This window comes from Sphingomonas panacis (assembly GCF_001717955.1).
Lineage (GTDB): Bacteria > Pseudomonadota > Alphaproteobacteria > Sphingomonadales > Sphingomonadaceae > Sphingomonas > Sphingomonas panacis.
The window spans coordinates 1,616,065-1,637,907 of record NZ_CP014168.1; the positions used below are offsets into that span (position 1 = coordinate 1,616,065).

At 67.5% G+C, this 21,843-nt stretch carries 19 protein-coding genes; 9 read left to right on the forward strand and 10 right to left on the reverse strand.

Features of this window, described 5'->3' with window-relative positions; genetic code table 11:
• Positions 1-27: 27 nt before the first annotated feature.
• Positions 28-1,455: an O-antigen ligase family protein gene (locus J0A91_RS07335; protein ID WP_069204361.1), complete on the reverse strand. Its 1,428-nt coding sequence runs from the start codon at positions 1,453-1,455 to the stop codon at positions 28-30.
• A 167-nt stretch (positions 1,456-1,622) separates the two neighbouring features.
• Between J0A91_RS07335 and J0A91_RS07340 the strand changes: the two genes are divergently transcribed.
• Positions 1,623-2,867, forward strand: a complete 1,245-nt coding sequence (locus J0A91_RS07340) for a hypothetical protein (protein ID WP_150126851.1) — start codon at positions 1,623-1,625, stop codon at positions 2,865-2,867.
• Positions 2,868-2,998: 131 nt separating this feature from the next.
• Here the strand turns inward: J0A91_RS07340 and J0A91_RS07345 are convergent, their stop codons facing one another.
• Positions 2,999-3,973 carry a hypothetical protein gene (locus J0A91_RS07345; protein WP_150126852.1) on the reverse strand — a complete coding sequence of 325 codons (975 nt, stop codon included), beginning with the start codon at positions 3,971-3,973 and terminating at the stop codon, positions 2,999-3,001.
• Entirely contained in the window at positions 3,966-5,138 is a 1,173-nt protein-coding gene (locus tag J0A91_RS07350) for an acylneuraminate cytidylyltransferase (protein WP_150126853.1), read from the reverse strand. The genes J0A91_RS07345 and J0A91_RS07350 overlap by 8 nt, the downstream gene beginning before the upstream one ends.
• A gap of 239 nt (positions 5,139-5,377) precedes the next feature.
• Here J0A91_RS07350 and J0A91_RS07355 point away from each other — a divergent pair, with 239 nt between their 5' ends.
• From J0A91_RS07355 to J0A91_RS07365, 3 genes are read left to right on the forward strand one after another with little or no spacing between them, the layout of a single operon-like run.
• The gene (locus tag J0A91_RS07355; protein ID WP_169833099.1) at positions 5,378-6,115 is read left to right on the forward strand and encodes a polysaccharide biosynthesis/export family protein; all 738 of its coding nucleotides are present in this window, start codon (positions 5,378-5,380) and stop codon (positions 6,113-6,115) included.
• A gap of 45 nt (positions 6,116-6,160) precedes the next feature.
• Positions 6,161-8,389, forward strand: coding sequence for a GumC family protein (locus J0A91_RS07360; protein ID WP_069204365.1), 2,229 nt, complete (start codon positions 6,161-6,163; stop codon positions 8,387-8,389).
• Between the two features lie 29 nt (positions 8,390-8,418).
• Positions 8,419-9,603 (forward strand): tetratricopeptide repeat protein, encoded by a 1,185-nt coding sequence (locus J0A91_RS07365; RefSeq protein ID WP_150126854.1) that lies wholly within the window; start codon positions 8,419-8,421, stop codon positions 9,601-9,603.
• 3 nt (positions 9,604-9,606) lie between these two features.
• On the opposite strand, the gene J0A91_RS07370 is transcribed toward J0A91_RS07365, so the two are convergent.
• The 3 genes from J0A91_RS07370 to J0A91_RS07380 form a co-directional block, all read right to left on the reverse strand.
• On the reverse strand, positions 9,607-10,467 hold the full coding sequence (locus tag J0A91_RS07370; protein ID WP_069204367.1) for a S1/P1 nuclease: 861 nt from the start codon (positions 10,465-10,467) through the stop codon (positions 9,607-9,609).
• Positions 10,468-10,673: 206 nt separating this feature from the next.
• A complete protein-coding gene (locus J0A91_RS07375; RefSeq protein ID WP_069204368.1) occupies positions 10,674-11,582 on the reverse strand; it encodes an isoaspartyl peptidase/L-asparaginase family protein in 909 nt (302 codons plus the stop codon).
• Positions 11,579-12,727, reverse strand: coding sequence for an acyltransferase family protein (locus tag J0A91_RS07380; RefSeq protein WP_069204369.1), 1,149 nt, complete (start codon positions 12,725-12,727; stop codon positions 11,579-11,581). Before J0A91_RS07380 ends, J0A91_RS07375 begins: the two co-directional genes overlap by 4 nt.
• Positions 12,728-12,958: 231 nt before the next feature.
• Here J0A91_RS07380 and J0A91_RS07385 point away from each other — a divergent pair, with 231 nt between their 5' ends.
• Positions 12,959-14,170, forward strand: coding sequence for a DUF3089 domain-containing protein (locus J0A91_RS07385; RefSeq protein ID WP_169833100.1), 1,212 nt, complete (start codon positions 12,959-12,961; stop codon positions 14,168-14,170).
• Between the two features lie 78 nt (positions 14,171-14,248).
• Positions 14,249-15,373: a flavodoxin-dependent (E)-4-hydroxy-3-methylbut-2-enyl-diphosphate synthase gene (gene ispG / locus J0A91_RS07390; protein ID WP_069204371.1), complete on the forward strand. Its 1,125-nt coding sequence runs from the start codon at positions 14,249-14,251 to the stop codon at positions 15,371-15,373.
• Between the two features lie 67 nt (positions 15,374-15,440).
• Here ispG and J0A91_RS07395 read toward each other — a convergent pair whose 3' ends face one another.
• Positions 15,441-16,394, reverse strand: a complete 954-nt coding sequence (locus tag J0A91_RS07395; protein WP_069204372.1) for an IS110 family RNA-guided transposase — start codon at positions 16,392-16,394, stop codon at positions 15,441-15,443.
• A 351-nt stretch (positions 16,395-16,745) separates the two neighbouring features.
• On the opposite strand from J0A91_RS07395, the gene J0A91_RS07400 reads away from it, so the two are divergent.
• The 3 genes from J0A91_RS07400 to J0A91_RS07410 are packed head-to-tail and all read left to right on the forward strand — an operon-like array spanning position 16,746 to position 18,462.
• A complete protein-coding gene (locus tag J0A91_RS07400; RefSeq protein WP_069207130.1) occupies positions 16,746-17,636 on the forward strand; it encodes a DMT family transporter in 891 nt (296 codons plus the stop codon).
• On the forward strand, positions 17,633-18,112 hold the full coding sequence (locus tag J0A91_RS07405) for a GNAT family N-acetyltransferase (RefSeq protein ID WP_083224556.1): 480 nt from the start codon (positions 17,633-17,635) through the stop codon (positions 18,110-18,112). Before J0A91_RS07400 ends, J0A91_RS07405 begins: the two co-directional genes overlap by 4 nt.
• Positions 18,112-18,462, forward strand: coding sequence for a TfoX/Sxy family protein (locus tag J0A91_RS07410; RefSeq protein WP_069204373.1), 351 nt, complete (start codon positions 18,112-18,114; stop codon positions 18,460-18,462). The genes J0A91_RS07405 and J0A91_RS07410 overlap by 1 nt, the downstream gene beginning before the upstream one ends.
• Before the next feature lie 134 nt (positions 18,463-18,596).
• Here J0A91_RS07410 and ppa read toward each other — a convergent pair whose 3' ends face one another.
• From ppa to J0A91_RS07425, 3 genes are all read right to left on the reverse strand, one after another.
• Complete coding sequence (gene ppa, locus J0A91_RS07415; protein ID WP_069204374.1) at positions 18,597-19,148, reverse strand: inorganic diphosphatase; 552 nt, start codon at positions 19,146-19,148, stop codon at positions 18,597-18,599.
• 39 nt (positions 19,149-19,187) lie between these two features.
• Complete coding sequence (locus tag J0A91_RS07420; protein ID WP_069204375.1) at positions 19,188-21,092, reverse strand: M61 family metallopeptidase; 1,905 nt, start codon at positions 21,090-21,092, stop codon at positions 19,188-19,190.
• 62 nt (positions 21,093-21,154) lie between these two features.
• Positions 21,155-21,796, reverse strand: a complete 642-nt coding sequence (locus J0A91_RS07425) for a DUF1345 domain-containing protein (RefSeq protein ID WP_069204376.1) — start codon at positions 21,794-21,796, stop codon at positions 21,155-21,157.
• Between the last annotated feature and the right edge of the window lie 47 nt (positions 21,797-21,843).

Sequence of the window (21,843 nt, forward strand, 5' to 3'; positions counted from 1 at the left end):
GCCCATTACATAGCCAAAGTGGCCCGATCAGGCAATTCGAATACGGGTACGGCGTTTCACTCTTTTGGGGCTGCGCGCTTCCGGCGCCGGCGCGCTCGCCATCATCAGCGCGGCGAGCAACGCGAGCACGATCGCGATCGTCGTGGTGCGCACCGGATAATCGAAGGTCGAGTGAAGCAGGATCGCCGCGACCGCGACGCTCGCCGCGCAGCGGATCGGCCGGTCGGGCGCGTCGGCATCGAACCACGCGGCGATGCCGGCCCAGCCCAGCCATGCCAGCGCCGCGAGCAGCAGTACCGCGCCCGGCACGCCATATTCGAGCAGGATTTCAAGATAATCGTCATGCGCGTGGTTGATGAAATAGGGGCGCATGTCCTCGATCGGCTCGACCATCGCATACACCGGGCGGAAGGTGGCGGGGCCGCTGCCGAACGGCAGGAAGCGCGGGACCGCCGACGCCGTCAGCCGCGCGAATTCGATACGATCCGAATCGACCACGCCCTCGGTCTGCACGCGCGTAACCAGTTTGCTGCCGACCGAACTGAGGCCGAGCGCGCCGACGACCGCGATCAGCGCGAGGCAGATCGCGCCCCAGAGCAACACTGTCGGTACGGCGCCGCGGCTCCGGCGGCCGCGCGGCATGATGCGTGCGAGCAAGGCGCAGCCGATCAGCACCGGCACCGCCAGCACCAGCCCGGCGCGCGCGCTGGTCGCGACCAGCGCGACGATCGCCAGCCCGAACAGCGTCGCGCCGCCGAGCGCCAGCCCGCGCGCCTCGTCGCCGCGTTCGCGGAACCACGCCAGCGCGCCGGCGGCGGCGAGCGGCAGCGTGCACAGCATCAGCGTCGCCATGTGGTTGCGGTTGGGGAAGAAGCCGAGCGCGCCGTTGATGCTGGAGATATCGTAGAAATGCAGCGAGTGCGACGCGCCGCCGGGCACCTGCGCGAAGCCGACGAGAATCGCGATCAGCGTGACGGCGAGGAAGCCGTAGAGCAACGCCCAACGCTGTACCGTGGTCAAGCGTACCGCGATCAGGAACATCACGATCGGCGCGAGCAGATGCAGCGCGGTGAGCAATCCGACGCCGTCGCGCAGGCCGAGGCCATGCCACGGCGGAACGATGCCGGCGAGCGCATAGGTGCGCAGCGCGAGGTCGCGGCCCGGCACGCTCGACCATATCGCCGGGGGCAGCGGCACCGAGTAGAGCAACGGCAGCGCGGCGATGGCGAGCATCAGCCAGACGGCGACCCGCGCCGCGCCCCGGGGCACGGCGATCCGCCTGCCGATGACGAGCCAGGTCAGGATGCCGAGCGCGGCGAGCTGGACCAGCAGATTGCCGACCGACGGCCGCGACGACCCGCCGAGGATGATCCCGGCGGCGAGCAGCAGCAGCGCCGCCACGAAGTCAGGGGCGAACAACCCGGCTGCGCGTGCGCGATCGCGAAGTTCGTCCATTCAGCGGGGCTCGCGGTCGGGCATGTAGCCACTTCTCACGTCCGCTTTTTTTGTTCAAGACGCTCGCGCATGGATGCCGGCCCGCAATGGCATCGGCGTTTCGTATCAATATCGAACACGACACCGGGTTGGGCGCGGCTTGAACCCGAATCGCGAGGACCCAGTCGTTGGCGGTGATCTTGATGGGAACGGGCGGGTCGTCGGGGCGGACACTGGCTGCGGTGGCGGCGGCGCTGGCGGAATACTTGCCGGATCAAGCCATTCGCTTCGTCGATACCCAGCCGTTCAACCTGCGCACCGGCGGCACCACCAGCTATGACGGCCCCGGCGAGATCCTTCGTGCGCACCCCGATGCATGTGGGCTGAAACGCTATACGTCGAGCTGGTCGGCCAACATGGTGCTGAGCGGCGGGCAGGCGGTGTACCGCCGGATGATCGATTATGCCGCCGGGCTGATCGGCGCGGACGCCGACGTGCTCGTCACCTGCCACGACCGGATCTATATCGAGACCGCGATGTTGCACGCCGCGCGCCGCCGGGGCGCGGCGACGGTGCTGCTCCAGGAGGGGCCGTTCTGTGCGATCGGTCATGGCGCGCCGCGATCACGGCTGCTCCGCGCCAAGGCGCTGGCGGCGCCGCTGGCGACGCGGCTGCTGCGCGTGCTGCCGCCGATGCCCGATTACGGCATGGCCGGGCACGACCGGGTGATCGCCGCCTCCGAATCGTACCGGGCACGGTGGATCGCGGCGGGGCTTTCGCCCGAGACGGTGGTGGTCGGCGGCATCCCGCGCTTCGATCCGCTCGCGAGGCTGCGCGATGCGCGTCCCGCCGGGGCGCCGCTCAGGGTGTTGTACCTCGTCCAGCCGTTCGCGGCGCATGGCAAGGTCGATGCGGCGGCGGCGCACGCGGTGGAGCGCGTGCTGGCGGCGGGGCTGAACGCCGCCGCCGCGGCGCGGCCGATCGCGCTGACGATCCGGTCGCATCCGCGCTCCTCGGGCGACGATGCTGCCGTGCTGCGCGCTGGCCTCGCGTTTGCGGCGAACGAGGATCGCGGCGCGGCGCCGCTCGAAACGGTGCTGCCCGAGGCCGATCTGGTGATCGGCCATTATTCGAGCGGGATGCTCGAGGCGTTGCTGGCGAACCGGCCGGTGGTGTGCGTGCCGGTGCCCGCCACCGCCTTCGCCGAGGCGGCCGAGGCGGAGAAGCAGACCTGGCTGACCGGGATCGGCATTCCGGTCGCGAGCACTGCCGGGGAGATCACCGCCGTGCTGGCGCGGGCGGGCGGGGTGCCGGAGGCGGTCGATTGGGGCAAGGTCGGCGAGGAAGTCGGCACGGTCGATGGCCATGCCGCCGCGCGCTGTGCGGGGCTGATCGTGGAGATGGTGACGAGGCGCGTTACGAATCGCGCTTAAAATCAACCCGTTCGCACTGAGCGAAGTCGAAGTGCGTGCCAAATACGAAGCGCTGGTGGCCCGTGCTTCGACAAGCACGAACGGAGGGTAGTGGTCCGCCTCCGTGTGAGATACGCGACCGATCTTTTCAGTCACGGTACGTCGCGCGGTAGAGCCGCCACGAACCGTCGCAGTCCTCCTGCGTCGTCCGCCACCCCGACGGGGTTCGCCGCCCAGCCGCGCAGCACGCGCGCCATCCGCGTGAGCCCGAACAGGCCGGGCAGGAAGAGGCTGCGCTCGTAGCGGCCGAGGTCGATCAGTCCGGTCGAGACCGCTGCGGCATACGCGGTGTAGCGGTACTGCGCGGCGTGCGCGATCAGCCCCTCGGGATTGGGTTCGAGCGTGATCGTGGTGCCGGCGAGACTGCGTTCGAGCCGGGCGACATCCACGCGCGGGTGCGGCAGGTAGCGGACCGGGCAGGGGCTGGCCGCTGCGATTTCGGCGAGGGCCGTGCGGAAGCGGGCTTCGCTGACGATGCGATCCTCGACCAGCGGCGAGCCGATCAGCAGCAGTTCCGCGCGTGCGACCGAGGGGTCTGCAGGCGCGCTCAGCACGAGGTTGCGGCGTTCGAAGCGGTCGCGCACCGTCACCGCGCTCCGGTCGATCCGCCGCCGCGTGATGGCGCGCGGATAGAAGCCCGCCGCCGCCTGCACGACCCCGCGCGCGGCGTACCAGCGGTTCGAGGTGAGATCGACGTAATGCGACAGCCCATCCTCCCACAATTCGATCGCGCCGAGGCCGGGCAGCGTCTGCAGGAAGCGTTCGAGCGGTTCGCCTTCGAGGAACAGGATGGTGCGCGCGAATCGGTAGGGCGCGAGACGTGCCGCGACCGCCGGATAATAGGCGCGGTTGGCACGGCGTGCGGCAGCGAACGACGCGAGACTGCGCCCTGGCAATGTCTCGCGGCCGAGATACAGCAAACGCCCGGCGAAATGGCGTTCGAGGGGGGCGCGCATCGCTTCGTCGCGGAACAGCACGACATCGGGGTTGGCGGCGTTGTCGAGCAGGAACTGGAGGTGCAGCCGCGAGCGCGGCAGCGCCGCGACCGGGCCGGCGGGATCAGCCACGCGCGAGATGTCCGCCGGCTTCGAGCAGATCGGCGAGCAGCCGGATCGCGCCGCGTCCGCCATCGGCATCGAGCACCAGAGCTGCCGCCGCCAGCGCGCGCGGATGCGCGTCCTGCGGCGCGACCGCGCAGCCGACCGCGGCCATGCATTCGAGATCGTTGATGTCGTTGCCGACATAGAGTGTTTCGGCCGGGTCGATCGTGGTCTCGGCGAGCCAGGCTTGCAGCACCGCGAGCTTGCCTTCGACGCCGTGATGATAGGGCAGCCGCAGCTTGCGGCAGCGCGCGGCGACGACCGGGTTGGTCTCCTTGGAGATCACCAGCATCGGCAGCCCGGCCTTGCGCAGCCGTTCGATCCCCATGCCGTCGCGGCGCGAACATACCACGCTTTCCGCGCCGGTTTCGCTGACGAAGACGCGATCGTCGGTCAGCACGCCGTCGAAATCCATCACCAGCGCGGAGACGCGGGCCGGCAGACCGGGCGGGCGCGCCGCGAGCCGGGCGATGCGTTCCTCGGCGATGCGGAAATCCGCGGGCTCGTCGATTTCGAGCCGGCGCTCGACCGGCGTGTCGAACAGCACGGTCTTGCCGAAGAAGCGGTGGCGCGCGGCGCGGAAGTCGGCGGTCTTCATCACATAGACCGCGCCGGTTTCGAGATATTCGGGGGTGCGCTGCTGGCGCATCAGCCGAACGCTCTTGTCGTGGTTGACGCCGTGCGCGCCGGCTTCGTCCTCGGCCCACAGGAAATAGTGGAACGCGGTCACCGCCAGCGCGCTGTCGGCCTCGCGGTCGATCAGCGCGGCGATCGTGCCGTCGATATCCTCGGGCGCGGTGAGCGGGGAGGTGCATTGCAGGAAGACGAGCAGATCGGGCTCGTACCCCTCGTCCGCGCGAAGCGTGTCGAGCGTGTGGAGCAATGCGGCTTCGGACGAGGCGGTGTCGCTGGCGAGCTCGGCGGGGCGGCGCACCACCTCGGCGCCGTAGCGCTGTGCGACGGTCGCGATTTCGTCGTCGTCGGTGCTCACCACCACGCGGTCGACGCGCGATGCCGCACGTGCAGCATATATGGTGTGCGCGATCAGCGGTATGCCGCCGAGCGGCAGCACGTTCTTGCGCGGAAGGCCTTTCGAGCCGCCGCGTGCCGGGATGATCGCGAGTGCCTGCAACGCTGAACTCCTTGGAAACACCGCATCGTAAGCCCGAAGTCCGCGACACGCGGACCGTGAACGGCGGGGACTTTTACTCAATCTCCACCATAAGGATATGCTTCGCGGCGTTCTTTGCTATTGCTGATCGGGATGAGCGAGTGCTACCGATATTTTGTGCAAGGGCAACATGGCGGGGATGTTAAGACCTCGCCAGTTGAAAAGCGGGGCTATTGGTGATGCGATCGGGCAGTGTGTTTTTGCCGACCAATAAAGCCATGCTTGGTGCATTGGCTTCGGGGCTCGCCTTGCTGTCCGCCGGGTGCGCCACCCACAGTTCGATCCGCGATGGCACCGCGACAGCGGTCGTGCCGGTCACGACGCTGCCCGACCCCGATCCGCGCAACGCGATCGGCGATATCTCGCCGGCCTATTATATCGGCCCGCAGGACAAGATCGACATCGTCGTCTACCAGTTTCCCGAACTGACCAAGGTCGTTACGGTCGATCAGGCCGGGCAGATCGCGCTGCCGTTCGTCGGCCAGGTGATGGCGGGTGGCCACACCCCGGCGGAAGTCCGCGCCGAGATCGCATCGCGGCTCGGCCAGTCGATCATGCGGCATCCCGACGTGACCGTCGCGGTCTCCGAATCGGTCGGCCAGCGGCTCACCGTCGAGGGTGCGGTCAACCAACCGGGCGTCTATCCGGTGCAGGGCAAGAGCAGCCTGCTCCAGGCGATCGCGCAGGCGAGAGGCACCGACGACGTGGCCAACGAGCATATCGTCGCCGTTTTCCGCACCATCAACAACCAGAAAAACGCAGCAGTCTTCGACGTTACGATGATCCGTGACGGGCGGATGGCCGATCCGGTTCTGTATGGCAACGACACGGTCGTGGTCGAGCGATCCGCCGGAAAGGTGCTGCTGAAGAATCTGTACAAGGGCGTGGTGCCGGTGCTCGGCGTGTTCCGCGCGGCAGACGTGGCAAACCGTTTCTGATGACCCTGCGGGCTCACCTTCGGCTCGAGATTTGGCGAACGATTCATGACTGAACGCACCACCTCGATCGAACCGGCGCCGGGCGATGTCTGGCAGGATGACGGCGCGCGTGGCGCGGCCGCACGACCCTGGCAGTCGATTGGCGGAGTCGGTGCGGGCGCCAGCAACGGCTTGCAGAACTTCATCGCGGTGGTGCTCAAGCGGCGCTGGCTGATCCTCGGCATCACGCTCGCGGCGCTGGTGATCGCGCTGCTGTTCACGGTGTTCTCGCCGCCGGTCTATATCGCCCGCGCCACCTTCCAGGTGCAGCGCGAGGCGCCGCGCGTCGTCGATACGCAGGGCGCCAACGCCGCGTCGAACACGGAGAACGACCAGGCGTTCCTCAACACCCAGTTCGCGCTGATGACCAGCCGGGTGACCGCGCAGGGCATCGTCCGCCGCCTCAACCTCGCGACCAACCGCGATTTCATCGGCAGCGGCACGTTCGGCGGGGTTTTCCAGAACGATTCGGCGCCGAGCCCGGCCGCGCTGCAACAGGCATTCGACGCCGCGACGGCGAAGGTGATGCAGAATCTCACCGCGACTCAATATGGCACGTCGCTGCTGATCCAGGTCCAGTATGAGGATCGCAATCCGGCGATGGCGGCCTCGATCGCCAACGCCGCGATCGACGAATTCATCCAGGACTCGATCGAGCGCCAGTTCCTGTCGTCGAAATATGCCGGCGACTTCGTCGGCCGCCGCCTGCTCGAACTCAAGGCCAAGCTCGAAAAGTCCGAGCGCGATCTGGTCGATTACGCCTCACACGAAAAGATCATCAGCGTCACCGACGCGGGCAAGCCCGGCGCACAGGCGCAGTCGCTCGACTCGGCGTCGCTCAACGTTATCAACAACGCCGCCGTCACCGCGAAGGCGCAGCGCCTCGATGCCGAGGCGGCGTGGCAGCTCGCGCAAACCTCCAGCGCCGGCGCACTCGCCCAATCGACCAACGATCCGCAGATCAACGATCTCGCCGGCAAGCTCGCCACGTTGCAGGCCGATTATCAGCAGAAGGCGCAGACCTTCCGGCCGAACTTCCCGGCGATGGTCGAGCTGCGCGCGCAGATCGGCGCGATCCAGAAGCAGATCGATCAGCAGCGCGGCAAGTTGCTCCAGGTCGTGAAGGGCAATTACCAGCTCGCGCTCGACAAGGAAAAGGCGCTCGACGACCAGCTTGCCAAGGCGACCAGCCAGGTGCTCGACGTCCAGTCGCGCAGCATCCAGTATATGATCCTCCAGCGCGAGGTGGATACCAACCGCGCGCTGTATGATGCGCTGCTCTCGCGCTACAAGGAGATCGGCGTCTCCGGTGGCAGCAACTCGAACAACGTGTCGATCATTGACCGCGCACGCGCGCCCGGTTCGCCGGCATGGCCGATCCTGTGGCTCAACCTGCTGATCGCACTGGTCGGCGGTCTCGCCATCGGTCTCGGCGTCGCCTTCCTCCTCGACTTCCTCGACGACACCTTCAAGATGCCAGAGGATGTCGAGACCAATCTCGGCCTGCCGTTGCTCGGCATGATCCCCAAGCTCGACGAGGACGAGACTCCGCTCGGCGAACTCGCCAAGGCACGGTCGAGCTTCGTCGAGGCGTATTTCGCGGCGCGCACCGCGTTGCAGCTCGCGGGGGCGAACGGCGCGCCCAAATCGCTGCTCATCACCAGTTCGAACCCGAACGAGGGCAAGACCACGACCGCGATCTCGCTCGCGCAGAGTTTCGCCCAAGAGGGCAAGCGCGTGCTGCTGGTCGATGCCGACATGCGGCGGCCGTCGCTTCACAAGATGCTCGGCTTCAACAATGCCGAAGGCTTCGCCAACGCGCTCAACGGCGAACGCCGCGCCGCCGATGTGATCGTCCATGACGGCCACGGGTATGACGTGCTGCCGAGCGGACCGATCTCGCCCAATCCGGCGCGGTTGCTGAGCGGTGGGTTGCGCGGGCTGCTCGCCGATCTCGAATCGCGTTACGACATGGTGATCTTCGACGGTCCGCCGATCGTCGGCCTCGCCGACGTGCCGATCCTGTCGGCGGCGATCGAGGAGACGATCTTGGTGATCCAGGCGCGCAAGAGCCGCCGTCGCGTGGTGATGTCCGCGCTGCGCCGGTTGCGGTCGAGCCGCAGCTCGATCGTCGGCGTGATCCTCACCAAGTTCGATCACCGCTCGGCCGATTATGCGTACACCTACGCCTATTCGAGCTATTATTACAGCTATGGTGACAACCGGACCGCCTGATGCCGCACGTCCGCACCCGGATCCGACGCGTGCCCACGCGGGCTGAGCGGGTGCGGGCAGCCGTGCTGATCGGCGTCGCGGTGCTGGCCGGCGCCGGCATCACGGCGGTGGATTTCGCGGCGGACGCTTCGGTGGTTCCCGAAGTCGCGACTCAGGTCGATCCACGCAACAGCGACGTGCTGGCCAATCTGGCGGAGAACACCGCCAACACCGACCTCGATGCCGCCCATGCTCTTGCGCTGCGCGCGATCGCCAGCAACCCGCTCGATGACCGCGCGCTCGTCGTTGCCGCGCTGGCGCGAACCTCGACCAACGAGATCGCGCGCGCCGACGGGTTGTTCGGCCTCGTCACCACGCTGACGCGCCGCCAGCCGCTCGCCGGGGCATGGATGTTCGACGTGTTGGCCAGCCGCGGCGACTATGCCGGCGCGATCGACCATGCCGATGCGGCGTTGCGCCGCCGGAGCGCCGCCGACACCGACGTGATGCCGGTGATGATCAAGATCACCGGCACCGGCCGCGCGCTCCCCGCGCTGGCGCGCAAGCTGGCGACGATGCCGCCCTGGCGCGATGATTTCTTTGGCGCGCTGGTGAGATCCAAAGAGGGCAACGGCCTTGCGCTGATGACCGCGCTCAAACAGGCGGGCGACCATACCGCCCCGGTCGAGGTGGCGGCGATGGCGAGCCAGCAGATCGCCGCCGGCAGTACCGCAAATGCGCGCGCGGTGTGGCTGAAAGGCTTCGGATCGCCGCTGCCGCCGCTGCTTTCGCCCAATTTCGAAGCGATGGTGCAATATGGCGATTTCGGCTGGACGTTCGGCGCGCGCGGCGGCGCGCAGATCGTCGCGCGCGGCGATGCGGCCGATGGCAAGCCCGGCCACGCGCTAGAGGTGCAGCCCTCGCGCACCGGCAAGCGGCCGCTCCCGGTGGTTCAACAGGCGATGCTGCTCGAGTCCGGCGGGCATAGGGTCACGTTCGAAGGGCGCAGCGTCGGCGGGACCCAGTCGGTCGCGTCGGTGGTGGTGCGCTGCGCCGGGACCGATCAGGAACTCGGCCGCGCGGGTGTGCCGGCCGGGCAGCACTGGGCGCCGGGCGGCTTCGGGTTCTTCGTGCCGCCGACCGACTGCCCGATCCAGAAGCTCGTGATCGAGGCGGTGCCGAACCTCACGCAGGGCGGCAGCCCGACGTTGATCGATACGTTCCGGGTCGAATAGGCGCTACCCGAGCGCCCGGTCGAGCAACTTCGCCAGCCTGAGGCCACCGCGTTCGACTTCCAGCCGCGCGACCGGCACGAGCCGTTCGATCGTCGCATCGTCGAGCGTGACGCGCGGCGGGGTCGGCGCGCAAGGATCGCCCTTGAGTGCGCTCGCATAGGTCTGGTCGCGGGCGACCTGCCAGCTTTCGCGGCTCCAGTCGGTCACGCTGCCGGCGGCGAGCTTTGCGCGGACGGGCGCGGGATAGCGCCGGACCAGCGACGGGCCGGTCGTGATCGCGCGCTCGGCGAGATAGCCGTCCCAGATCGAATGGAGGTTGAGCCGGGGCGGGCCGTAGCGCCCGTAGGTCGCCTTGACGTCGTTGCCGCCCTTGTCACCCTTCTCGCCAGCGTGGAGCGGCTGGTGGAGATCGCCGGTGAAATGGATCAGGAAGACGAGCGCCTGCACGCGGTCTTTCATCGGCGCGTGCCGGTCGCGCAGCGTCTTCACGTCGCGCTCGATCTGCGCCGAGACGCAATTGCCGTCCTTGCAGGCTTCGGTCAGGCTGAACGGCGCGCAGATGTTCACGTCCTGAAAGTGCCAGGTGTAGGCGTAGCCGAAGCGCGATGTGCCGTCCGCGCCCTTGAGCGGCTTGACGCAATCGGCCCAGGTGCTCGCGCCTTCGATCGTCGTCGCCTTGCATTCGGGGGTGCCGAGCAGATCGGAATGCGCGAGCAGCCGGCGCACTTCGGCGCGGGCGCGGGGCGAGGCGTTGGCATAGCCGATCTTCGCGATCGTCTCGTGGCCATATTCCCAATAGGCGGTAGCGGGGGCGGCGGCGCTGGCGAGCGCGGCGGCGGCGAGATACGCGACGGTACGAATCATGGGAGCGTCATACGGGCAAGCGTTCTCCCGCGAAAGCGGGAGTCCAGGGACGCGGGCGCCGCGCTCGCGGCTCTGGACCCCCGCTTTCGCGGGGGAACGGCTGCCTCAATCGTCACCCCAGCGAAAGCTGGGGTCTTTCTGGGACGTGCGTTCCGCTTCCACGCGAAAGACCCCAGCTTTCGCTGGGGTGACGATGCGAAGGAGCGTCACTCGTCGTCGAAGACGCCGACCTCCGCCGCGTGGTCTGGGGTAACGCGCCCGCGGTACATGCCCTTGGTCGAGAAGCGCCAGAACGGCGTGCCCTCCAGCGGCATCACGATCACGCCGCCGGTGCCGCCCATCGCGATGATCTCGGCGAGTACGGTTTCGGTCGCGGTGGCGGCGTCCTCGCCGGCGAGGCGGATGCGGGCGGCGATCTCGTGCGCGCAGGCGGTGCGGATGAAGAATTCGCCCGATCCGGTCGCGGAAACCGCGCAGGCGCGGTCGTCGGCATAGGTGCCCGCGCCGATCAGCGGCGAATCGCCGATCCGGCCCCAGCGCTTGCCGGTGACGCCGCCGGTCGAGGTGGCGGCGGCGAGGCCGCCCGCCGCATCGCGCGCCACCGCGCCGACCGTGCCGAACTTCATGTCGACATCGAACGCGCCGCCGGCCTGTGCGCGCATGATCTCCAATTGCGCGCGGCGTTCGGGCAGGATCAGCCAGTCCTGCGTCGCCGGTTCGAGGCCGTGCGCGATTGCGAAGGCGTCCGCGCCGGCACCGCCGAGCAGGACGTGCGGGCTTTGCTCCATCACCGCGCGCGCGAGGCTGACCGGGTGGCGCGTGGCGGTGACGCCCGCGACCGCGCCAGCTTTCCGCGTCGCGCCGTGCATGATCGCGGCGTCGAGTTCGGCGACGCCGTCATAGCTGAGCGCGGCGCCGCGCCCGGCGTTGAACTCGGGCGCATCCTCAAGCACGCGCACCGCCGCCTCGACGGCGTCGAGCGCCGCACCGCCCTGGCTCAGCACCGCTTCACCGGCGGCAAGCGCCTGCCCGAGCGCGTCGCGCGCGCCGGCCGGGCCCGGGTTGGCGCGAGTCATGCTGCCCGCGCCGCCGTGGATCGCCAGTGCCCATGTCATGCCGGTATCTCCCGAGTGTGCCGCCGGAGGCCGATCAGCGGGCGCAGCCAGCCGATCTCGCGGCCGACCAGATAAAACGCCCAGCAGCCCGCCACCGTCGCGGGCAAAAGCACCGCGAATTCCAGGAGCGGCGGCGCGTGCAGCGGCAGCAGCCAATATTCGACCAGCACGATGATCGTCTGGTGGACGATGTAGAAGGGGAACACCGCCTCGGTCAGCGTGCGGCGCCACGGCGTGTCATAGTTCCAGAAGCGATCGGCGAAGCCCGCGAGCGCGATCACCGCGCACCAGCCCTGCACCACGCGCGCGGTGGCGAAGGTGACGCCCCACGGGTGAGCGGGCATGGTGTTGCCCGGCCAGCGCCACTCGATCGCGGCGACCACGCCGTACGCGAGCAGCGCGACCACGCCGGCCGGCTTCCACCACCGCCCGATCGCCGCCATCGCCGGCTCCGAGCGCGCCAGCGCGAAGCCGAACAGGAAGCCGGGGAAATAATGGAGATGCGCGACGCCGTCGTGGAGCGGATCGTGAGTCTCGCGCGCACCGGGCAGCAGCGTGTCTACGCCGAGCAGCCACACGATCGGCACGATCACGATCAGCACGCCGCCCAATCTTGCGCCGAACAGCCAGTCGAAGCCGCGTTGCGCGCGTAGCCATCCCAAGCTCGCGATCAGCACCGTCAGCGCGAGCGTGTAGCACCACAGATAGCCGACGAACCACAGATGCTGCCACGTCGGCAGCGCGATGCCGTGGAGGCGATGGAAGCGGAAATAATCGTGCAGCCAGAACCAGCCGAAATCATGCGGGTAATGGTATTTGACGGCCAGTTCGATCCACGGCTGCACCGGCACCACGAAGATCACGCCGAACAGCAGCGGGATCAGCAGCCGCCGGCTGCGCGAGGCGATGAAGCTGCCGAGATGCGCACCCTTCGACAGCAACGCGCGGCTCGCATAGCCTGAGATCACGAACAGCAGCATCAGCCGCCAACTGTTCGCCGCCATCATCGGAATCGCCACCCAATCGATCGGATGCGCGGTCTTCACGTGGAAATCCCACGGCACGAACACCATGCCGATATGGTAGAGGATCAGCAGCGCGAAGGCGCCGACCCGCAACCAGTCCATGCCGTAATGCCGTTCCATCGTCGCTCTCTATGGCTGTGTGCGCCGCAACACCACCCCCGCGCGCGTGCGGTTTCGTCTGCGGCGCTCGACGTGCTAGGGCCGAAATGGGCCAACACCCCCGTTCGTGCTGAGCTTGTCGAAGCACGTGTTCTGGACACGCCCTTCGACAAGCTCAGGGCGAACGGGGAGAGGCGGTCGGGGCAAATCGGGGCATACATGCGATTTAGGCGGGTGATCGGGACGATAAGCGTGGCGGCGGCCATGCTGTTGGCGGGCGGGGAGGCGTATCCGCAAGTCTTCGGCGCGTTCGGCGTTTCCAACGACAGCCAGCCGCCCGCGACCCCGTTCGACCCGGCGCGCACGCCGCCCGCGCCCGATTATGCCGAACGTTCGGAATGGGTGTCGTTGCCCGACATGCGCGACCCCGCCGACGATACGCCCCCGGGCGTGCGCGCGATCGACCAGCGCCGGGCCAAGGTCGCGGTGTTCTTCCTCTATCCCACCTCGTTCACCAGCGGCGAACAGTGGAACGCCGATACGCGCGATGCCGATCTGAACGCGCGCATCGCCGGCACCTCGATCCGCGATCAGGCGAGCGTGTTCAACGGCTGCTGCGCGATCTACGCGCCGCGCTACCGTCAGATGACGCTCGGCGGCTATGTGCGGTGGAGCGAGAACAGCGTGCGCGCGACCGAAGTCGCCTATTCGGACGTGGTGCGCGCGTTCCGCCAGTTCCTCGTGTGGAATCGCGGGCGGCCGTTCATCCTCGCCGGGCACAGCCAGGGGTCGCGGCAGGGGCGGCTGCTGATCGAGCGCGAGATCGACGGGCGCCCCGCGGCGCGCCAGATGATCGCCGCCTATCTGATCGGCACCTGGATCGAGCGCGACTGGTTCCGCGCGCTGCGCACGACGCGGCCGTGCGCGCGCGCCGACGACACCGGCTGCGTGATCGCCTGGTCGACCTACGCGCAGGGGCGCAACGCGACCGCGCAGCGAATCCTCGTCGCGCGCCAGTCGGGCTTCCCAGTCGAGGTGATGAGCGGGCCGCACGTCTGCATCAACCCGCTCGACTGGTCGACCGGGAACGAGACCGCGCCGGCGCGGCTCAACAAGGGCGCGTGGCTGCACGGCGGCGGCGCATTGCCACGTCCGATCGAGCCGGGGCTGGTGTCGGCGCGCTGCGATGACGGGGCATTGTATATCTCGCCACCGGGCAAGCCGTTCGCCGACATGGTGATCCCGGTCGGGAATTATCATAGGGTCGATTACAACGTGGCCTATATGAACCTGCGCGAGAATGCGGGGGTGCGGGCGGCGGCGTTTCTGCGGCGGGTACGGCCCCTGCCGGCGGCGGCGATGCCGCTGCGTTCCTCCCAAAGCCGTCATGCCAGCGTAAGCTGGCATCTCTCCGGGGCGGTCGCTCCGTTCGCCCCATCAAGACCCCAGCTTACGCTGGGGTGACGTGGCGGGCGCGGGGGAGGTTCACCTTCTTCGCACAAACCGCTATATGCGCTGCCGAACCTCCGAGGAATCTCTCTCATGTCCCTCCGCCCGTGGCGCGATATCGCCCGTCGTCAGAGCCGCCAGATCATGGTCGGCAACGTTCCCGTCGGCGGCGACGCGCCGGTGACGGTGCAGACCATGACCAACACGCCGACCAGCGACGTGAAGGCGACGGTCGACCAGATTCGCCGCTGCGAGGAGGCCGGTGTCGACATCATCCGCGTGTCCTGCCCCGACGTGGAGAGCACCGCCGCTCTGAAGCAGATCGTCCGCGCGAGCCGCGTGCCGATCGTCGCCGACATCCATTTCCACTACAAGCGCGCGCTCGAAGCGGCGGACGCGGGCGCGGCGTGCCTGCGCATCAACCCCGGCAACATCGGCTCGTCGGACCGGGTGCGCGAAGTCGTCAACGCCGCCAAGGCCAATGGCTGCGCGATCCGCATCGGCGTCAACGCCGGCAGCCTCGAGAAGGATCTGCTGGAGAAATACGGCGAGCCGTGCCCGGATGCGCTGGTGGAAAGCGCGCTCGACCATATCAAGCTGCTCCAGGATCACGATTTCCACGAATATAAGGTCGCGGTGAAGGCGTCCGACCTGTTCCTCGCGGTCGCCGCCTATCAGCAGCTCGCCGAAGCGGTGGATTGTCCGCTTCACCTTGGCATCACCGAGGCGGGCGGGTTCGTCGGCGGGACGGTGAAGTCGGCGATCGGGATCGGCTCGCTGCTGTGGTACGGCATCGGCGATACGCTCCGCGTCTCGCTTTCGGCCGAGCCGGAAGAGGAAGTGCGTGTCGGTTTCGAAATCCTCAAGAGCCTCGGCATCCGCAACCGCGGCGTGCGCGTGGTGTCGTGCCCGTCGTGCGCGCGGCAGGGGTTCGACGTGATCCGCACCGTCGAAGCGCTCGAATCGCGGCTCCAGCATATCCGCACCCCGCTGTCGCTGTCGGTGCTCGGCTGCGTCGTCAACGGCCCCGGCGAAGCGCGCGAGACCGATATCGGGCTGACCGGCGGCGGCAACGGCAAGCATATGGTGTATCTGTCGGGCATCACCGACCACACCGTCGGCGATGCCGACATGCTCGACCATATCGTCAAGCTGGTCGAGGCCAAGGCGGCCGAGATCGAGGCGGCGAGTGCGCCGGTGGCGGTCGCGGCGGAGTAAGGGCTGGGGTGGTCTGCGTTGCATCGGCGCGCAGACCTATAAAGCCGTTCGTGCTGAGCAACTGTGTTCATGCAGGCCGGTATGTTTGCTGTGATTTGAGCATGGCATTGAGTGTGATGATGAGTTTTCGCATGGTTGCGACGAGGGCGACCTTGGCGGGTTTGCCGTTGTCGCGGAGGCGCTGGCAGGTTTGTGCGAGGGGGCCTTTTTTGGAGCGTGCGATAGCGAGAGCGGCGAGGTAGAGGCACCTGCGTACAGCGGGTCTTCCGCCGGCGCACCGTCCGGGTTTTCGGGTGGCGCCGCTTTGCCGGTCGAAGGGGGCGACGCCGACGAGGGCTGCGGCTTGTCGGCTGGAGAGCGCGCCGAGCTCTGGCATGTGCGCGAGCAGGCATGCCGCCACGATCGGGCCGATACCGGGTGCGGAGCGCATCAGGCGTTCGCGTGTCGCCAGATCGGGGCTTGCGGCGATGAGGGCGGCGATGGCCTTTTCGATCCGCAGGGCGAGCGCTTTGAGTTTGCCGACCTGGGCTTTGACGAGGCGGCGCATGGCAGGATCGTCGAGGGTCTCGAGCTGATTGCCGAGCTGGATGCGCTGGGCGACGGCGAGATCGCGCATGCGGACATGCTCGGCAAGGCGTGCTGCCTGAGGATCGTGCCGATATGGGGTGAGTTCGGGATGGAGCGCGGCCAGGCAACGCGCGATCACGGCGGCATCCAGCGGGTCGGTTTTCGCTAACTGCCGCTCGGCGCGGGCGAAGTTGCGCACCCGGGCGGGATCGAGCAGATACGCGGTCAGCCCGAGGCGGTCGAGCAGCGCGGCAAGCTTGCGCTCATACCCACCCGTCGCCTCGAAGCCGATGAGGAGATGATATCGGGCGGCAAACGCCTTGAGGCGGCGTTCGAGCGCCTTCAACCCCGCCTTGTCGTTCGCAAAACGCCATTCCTCACCGAGAGGATGAAGGCGGACAACCAATTCGTTTTTGGCAACATCGATGCCGACAAACAGGTCGGGCTGTGGCATGATCCGGTCTCCCAAGCTTGTGATGCGGGGTCCGTAATGGCCCCAGGCAACTGTTCGGGGTTTGGGAAGACGGATGCGGCCCTGCTCAGCAACGATCTTGCAAGATCGCGAAGTCGAACGGCCTCACATCCGCCGCCGGGACGGGGTGGCCACCCCGTCCCGGCAATCGCCATTATGCACATTTCCAACACACAAGCCTGTCGAAGCACGTGTTGCGGGCGCTGTGCTTTGGGCACGTGCTTCGACAAGCTCAGCACGAACGGAGGTTTTGCATAAGCGGGGCTGATGACCTGCCTCGCCATTTCACGCTGACCTTCTCACGCCGCGCGGCTACACGCTGGCGTGATGAAGATGAAGCCGCCGCCCCCCGCCATCGTCTTTGCCGTCGCGACGCTCGGGATCGCCGTGTTCTCGTCGATGGACGCGGTGATGAAGGGGCTTTCGCTCGCGATCGGCGCGTATAACGCGATCCTGTGGCGCAGCCTGGCGGGGACGGTCATCACCGGCGCGATTTTCCTGGCGGCGCGAACACCCTGGCCGACGCGCGCCGTGTTGCGCGTGCATCTGCTGCGCGGCGGGATTTCGGCGGCGATGTCGATCCTGTTCTTCTGGGGCCTGGCGCGGGTGCCGATGGCGCAGGCGGTGGCGCTGACCTTCGTCGCGCCGCTGGCGGCGCTGCTGCTCGCCGCGCTGCTGCTTCATGAGCGGATCGGGCGGGGTACGCTGATCGGATCGGGCGTCGCGCTCGCGGGAATCGCGATCATCTTCGCGGGGCAGGCGCACGCCGCGATCGGGCCGGAGGCGCTGCTGGGGTCGCTCGCGGTGCTCGGCTCGGCGTTGTGCTATGCGTGGAACATCATCCTGATGCGGCAACAGGCGCAGGTCGCGCGGCCGATCGAGATCGCCTTTTTCCAGACCGCGATCGTCGCGGCGATCTTCCTTGCCGCAGCCCCCGTGTTCGCCACGCCGCCGGCGGCAGGGCATTGGCCAGCGCTGGTCGGCGCGGCGTTGCTGGCGACGGCATCTTTGATGCTGCTGTCCTGGGCCTATGCGCGTGGCCGCGCGAGCGACCTCGCGCCGAGCGAATATACCGCGTTCGTGTGGGCGTCGCTGCTCGGCTGGCTGGTGTTTTCGGAAACCCTGTCGCCCTATACGCTTGGCGGCGCGGCGCTCATCATCGCGGGCTGCGTGGCGGGCCTGCGGGCGCGTCCGAATGCGCCCATATTGGAGACCAGCCTGTGACCGTGACGATCCGCTTTGCCCACCCCGACGACGTGCCGACGATCCTGGGCTTCGTGCGCGAACTCGCCGCGTTCGAGAAGGAACCCGAGGCGGTGGTCGCGACCGAGGCGTTGATGCACGAAGCCCTGTTCGGCGCGAATCCGGCGGCGGAGGCGCTGATCGCCGAGATCGACGGCGCGCGCGTTGGCATGGCGGTGTTCTACCACACGTTTTCGACGTGGACGGGGGTGCGCGGGATCTGGCTGGACGATCTCTACATCACGCCGGAGGCGCGCGGGGCCGGGGCTGGATCGGCGCTGTTGCGGGAGCTTGCCGGGGTGGCGGTCGATCGCGGCTGCGCGCGGTTCGAATGGTGGGTGCTCGACTGGAACACGCCCGCCGTCGAACTGTATCGCCGGATCGGCGCCGAGGCGATGGACTCATGGACCGTGCAGCGCGTTTCGGGCGATGCGCTGACGACGCTCGCCGCGCGCTGATGGCGGTGGATGCGGGGCTGGCCGATTGGGTGACCGAGGCGTGCGCGCCGCTCGGTGCCATCAGCCGCAAGCGGCTGTTCGGCGGCGCGGCGCTGTACTGCGACGGGTTTGCGTTCGCGATCCTCGCGTACGATGCCTTGTGGTTCAAGGCCGATGCCGAGAGCGATGCCGTGTGGGATGCGATCGGCGCGGAGCGGTTTTCGGTGACGCGCGAGGGCGGCAAGGTGCAGTCGATCAACTACCGGCGTGCACCCGATGACGTTTACGATGATGCCGAGGCGATGCGCGAATGGGCCGGGCTGGCGATCGCGGCGAGCCGGCGTGCGCCGGTGAAGCGGAAGAAGCGATAACGTCGCCCGGGCGAACGCCCGGGCCGCTGCGTAATTTGGCGGGCCGGTTGCCCCAAACACAGCGGCCCCGGCCTTCGGGCCCCATCAAAGTATTCCTTTGATGGGATGCCCGGCGCCGGGGCGACGGTCTTTCGTCAGGTGGCCGAAGGTTCTTTCTTCGACTGTTCGTAGCGTTCGATCGCTTCGAGCACGATGCGCTTGGCATCGTCGGCGCCGAGCCACTTGCCGACGCGGACCCACTTCTTCTTTTCGAGATCCTTATAATGCGTGAAGAAGTGCTCGATCTGCTGCATCACGATCTCGGGCAGGTCGCTGCCTTCGCCGATCTTGCTGTAATAGGGGAAGGTCGCATCGACCGGCACGGTCAGCAGTTTCTCGTCGCCGCCGGCTTCGTCTTCGAGGTTGAGCACCGCGATCGGGCGGACGCGGACCACGCAGCCGGGGATGAACGGGGAGCGCGCGATCACCAAAGCGTCGAGCGGATCGCCATCGGGCGAGAGCGTGTGCGGGATGAAGCCGTAATTGGCCGGATAGCGCATCGGCGTGTGCAGGATGCGATCGACGAACAAGGCGCCGCTGGCCTTGTCGAACTCGTACTTGACCGGCTCGCCGCCGACGGGAACTTCGATGATGACGTTGAGGTCTTCCGGCGGGTTCTTGCCCGTGGGAATCATGTCGATCCGCATTCTTGTGTGTCCTGTCCCTGTTTGGTCGGTGGCCGCGCGTTAGCGCGGCTGCAGCAAGCGATCCAGACCACCCTCTCCAGAGCCGATCTTTTCGAGATGCGGATAGCGTAGGCCGCCGTGATAGTCGATGCTTACGGTGTCGATCGCGGTGCCGTGCTTGACCATCAGCGCGATCGGCGCGGTGGCGGTCTTGGCGGCGGTGACCGCCGCTTTCAGCCCGGCATCGGTATACGCGGCGCCGTTGACCGCGACGATCGTGTCGCCGGGGGTCAGCGCCGCCTTGAACGCGGGCGTGTTCCAGCCGACGGCGGTGATCTCGGCGTCCTTGCCGATCGTCAGCCCCAGCGAATAGCTGAGATCGGTGATCTTGCGGGTCTTCTCGGCATCCTTGGAGGCGGGCGACGGCTCCTCGGTATAGACGAGCTTGTAGCCGTTGGCGGCGAAGCCGGTGATCGGCGCGGGCGCGCCGGTCTCGGTCAGGCGCTTGGAGAGCAAGCCGGCCCAGTCATAGGGCACGATCTGGTTGAGCGTCTTCGCGACGTCATCGAACGTATAGGTGACTTCGCCGTAGTCGCCGTCGGTCAGCCCGAAGAACGCGCGCGCGAAATCGTCGATCGATTTCTTGCCCTTCGATTCGCGGCGGAGGATCGAATCGACCTCCATCCACACCAGCAGGCCCTCGTTGTAATAATCCTCCGAACGCTGGTAGCTCACCCAGCCGCGCGGGCGGCGCTGCGACATGGTGGGATCGTTGGTGGTGTCGATCAGCGGCTTCCAGTTCCGGCCGGGCCGGTTGTCGAGCGATGCGACGATCGACGCATACATGTCGAGCGTGTCCTGCTTCGACACGATGCCCGAGCGCGCCTGAAGCACATAGCCCCAGAATTGGGTCTGGCCTTCGTATACCCACAGCGAATTGTCGATCATCGGCGCGCGGAAATCGGGCGTCCACAGTTCGGCGCCGCGACGGAACTTGCCGTCCCAGCTATGCGTGTATTCGTGCGGCAGCAGGTTGCGCGGGCCGGGGCCGTCCTTCCAGTTGAGGAAATAGCCGAGCTTGACCCCGTCTTCCGACGAACGGTGATGTTCGAGGCCAATGCCGCCGATCTGGTCCGAAATGGCGAGCAGGAACTCATAGGTGTCGTAATGCTGCGCGCCGAACAGCTTGACCGCCTGGGTGACGAGGCGTTCGTGCGCGGCGATCTGATCGGGGGTGGCGGCGAGTTCGGCGGCGTTGTCGGCGAACACGTCGAGGTTGACGCGCGGCGACAGCGCCCACTTCTTGTAATAGCGCCCCGCGAGCACCGGCGAATCGACCAGCACTTCGTAATTGGTCGGCTGGTAGCGATAGGTCGATCCGGTCGCGGTCGAGGGCAGGCCCGACGCCGCCGTCCACCCTTCCGGGTATTTCACGCTCGCCTGCACCGGGATCTGCCGGGTGAAATAGCCGGCGGGATACAGGCTCATCGCATTCCACTGGAGCCGCAGCAGGTTCTGCGACATCACGATCGAGCCTTGATCCGACTTGGTCGGCGACAGGAATTGCAGCGAGATGTCGAGCGTGGTCGCGCCCTGCGGCACGTCGATATGGAAGGCGCAGACATCGACCGGATCGCGCGTCCAGGCGATCTCCTTGCCGCCAGCCATGATGTGCAGCCCGGCGAGCTTGTCGATCTGGCCGGTGGGCGAGTGGTTGCCGGGCAGCCATTTCGGGAACAGCAGCACCATATGCCCCGCCGAGACGCCGCTGATCGTCTCGCGCGTGGTGAAGATGCCGCGCCGCGTGTCGGTCGCGTCGATGTTCAGCGTGACCGTGCCGGGGAACGCCACGTCACGCGCGGCCGGAATGGTGTCCGTGAAGGGCACCGGCTGCGGCTTCGAATTTTCGGCGTGAGCGGGGAGGGCGGCGAGGGCGCCAAGCGCGAGAGCAAGTGTGCGGTGCATGAAGTCCAGCGGAAAAGGGAGTGAAGTCACCAGCCTAGCGCCGCTTGCGTAGCTTCGTCCAGTCAGTTCCCGGCACTGCCCAGCGTGTTGATGGTGAAGGCCAGCACGCCGAGGTTGAACACGAACGCCGCGAGGCAGTGGCCGAGCGCGACGCGGCGGAGCTGGCGCGAGGTGATCTCGACGTCCGAAGTCTGGAAGGTCATGCCGAGCGTGAAGCTGAAATAGATGAAGTCCCAATAATCGGGCTCGTCGCATTTGGGGATGTCGAGCCCGCCCGAATCCTTGCCCTCCGCCTCACTGTAATAGAGGTGCGCGTAGTGGAGTGCGTAGACCGTGTTCGAGAACAGCCAGCTCAGCACCAATGTCGCGATCACCAGCGCGATGATCTTGAGATCGTTCTTGCCCTGCAATTCCTTGAAGACGGCGACGAGGATGGTCAGCATCGTTACGCCGGTCAGCACGAGCAGCCCGGCGCGATTGGCGTCGTTGTTGCGCGCGGCGTGGCGGATATCGTCGATCTGGACATCGCGGAGCAACGAGGAGGCGAGGACGAGGAAGACCAAACTCGCCGCATCGAACGCCGCCATCGCGCCCCGGCTCCAGCCGAGCGCGGGAATCGCGGTGGCGAGGCCGATGACGAAGACGAGTCCGAACGCGATGAAGCGCGGCGGGGCGACGGTATGACCGAGATTGAGACGCTTCATGGCGCGACGCGCTACCCGACGCGTGGCGGTGCGTCACGAGCTTTCCG

Excerpts from the sequence above, each read along its gene's own strand:
- J0A91_RS07335 (WP_069204361.1), bottom strand. The coding sequence starts at position 1,455 with ATGGACGAACTTCGCGATCGCGCACGCGCAGCCGGGTTGTTCGCCCCT.
- J0A91_RS07360 (WP_069204365.1), top strand. The coding sequence starts at position 6,161 with ATGACTGAACGCACCACCTCGATCGAACCGGCGCCGGGCGATGTCTGG.
- J0A91_RS07370 (WP_069204367.1), bottom strand. The coding sequence starts at position 10,467 with ATGATTCGTACCGTCGCGTATCTCGCCGCCGCCGCGCTCGCCAGCGCC.
- J0A91_RS07375 (WP_069204368.1), bottom strand. The coding sequence starts at position 11,582 with ATGACATGGGCACTGGCGATCCACGGCGGCGCGGGCAGCATGACTCGC.
- J0A91_RS07380 (WP_069204369.1), bottom strand. The coding sequence starts at position 12,727 with ATGGAACGGCATTACGGCATGGACTGGTTGCGGGTCGGCGCCTTCGCG.
- ispG (WP_069204371.1), top strand. The coding sequence starts at position 14,249 with ATGTCCCTCCGCCCGTGGCGCGATATCGCCCGTCGTCAGAGCCGCCAG.
- J0A91_RS07395 (WP_069204372.1), bottom strand. The coding sequence starts at position 16,394 with ATGCCACAGCCCGACCTGTTTGTCGGCATCGATGTTGCCAAAAACGAA.
- J0A91_RS07400 (WP_069207130.1), top strand. The coding sequence starts at position 16,746 with ATGAAGCCGCCGCCCCCCGCCATCGTCTTTGCCGTCGCGACGCTCGGG.
- J0A91_RS07410 (WP_069204373.1), top strand. The coding sequence starts at position 18,112 with ATGGCGGTGGATGCGGGGCTGGCCGATTGGGTGACCGAGGCGTGCGCG.
- ppa (WP_069204374.1), bottom strand. The coding sequence starts at position 19,148 with ATGCGGATCGACATGATTCCCACGGGCAAGAACCCGCCGGAAGACCTC.
- J0A91_RS07420 (WP_069204375.1), bottom strand. The coding sequence starts at position 21,092 with ATGCACCGCACACTTGCTCTCGCGCTTGGCGCCCTCGCCGCCCTCCCC.
- J0A91_RS07425 (WP_069204376.1), bottom strand. The coding sequence starts at position 21,796 with ATGAAGCGTCTCAATCTCGGTCATACCGTCGCCCCGCCGCGCTTCATC.